This window comes from Pluralibacter gergoviae ATCC 33028 = NBRC 105706 (genome assembly GCF_001598855.1).
Taxonomy (GTDB): Bacteria; Pseudomonadota; Gammaproteobacteria; order Enterobacterales; family Enterobacteriaceae; genus Pluralibacter; species Pluralibacter gergoviae.
Genome location: NZ_BCZS01000098.1, coordinates 1 through 628, shown reverse-complemented (window position 1 = coordinate 628; position 628 = coordinate 1). Strand labels below are relative to the sequence as shown.

Genomic DNA, 628 nt, shown 5'->3' with positions numbered 1-628 from the left:
ACTATCACCCTGTATCGTGCGACTTTCCAGACGCTTCCACTAACACACACGCTGATTCAGACTCTGGGCTGCTCCCCGTTCGCTCGCCGCTACTGGGGGAATCTCGGTTGATTTCTTTTCCTCGGGGTACTTAGATGTTTCAGTTCCCCCGGTTCGCCTCGTTAACCTATGTATTCAGTTAACGATAGTGTGACGAATCACACTGGGTTTCCCCATTCGGACATCGCCGGGTCAAAGGTTCATATCACCTCGCCGGCGCTTTTCGCAGATTAGCACGTCCTTCATCGCCTCTGACTGCCAGGGCATCCACCGTGTACGCTTAGTCGCTTAACCTCACAACCCGAAGATGTTTCACTTCGTGCTGCAAGCATTTGAGAGACTCGAACACACTTAACGTGTGTCGTTTCAATTTTCAGCTTGATCCAGATTTTTAAAGAGCAAATATCTCAAACATAACTCAGTGAGTTAGTTTTGAGATATGGAGGTCGGTGACTTTCACTCACAAACCAGCAAGTGGCGTCCCCTAGGGGATTCGAACCCCTGTTACCGCCGTGAAAGGGCGGTGTCCTGGGCCTCTAGACGAAGGGGACACTGAAGTCTCAATCGCAAGACGCCTTGCTTCTCTACA

Annotated in this window: 1 tRNA gene and 1 rRNA gene; both read right to left on the bottom strand. The window is 50.6% G+C overall.

From position 1 onward, the window contains the following. Positions 1 to 333: ribosomal RNA gene (locus ENGE1_RS26300) — 23S ribosomal RNA — on the bottom strand; the annotation flags it as partial. Between the two features lie 181 nt (positions 334 to 514). Then, a tRNA-Glu gene (locus ENGE1_RS26295) sits at positions 515 to 590 on the bottom strand. Positions 591 to 628 lie beyond the last annotated feature (38 nt).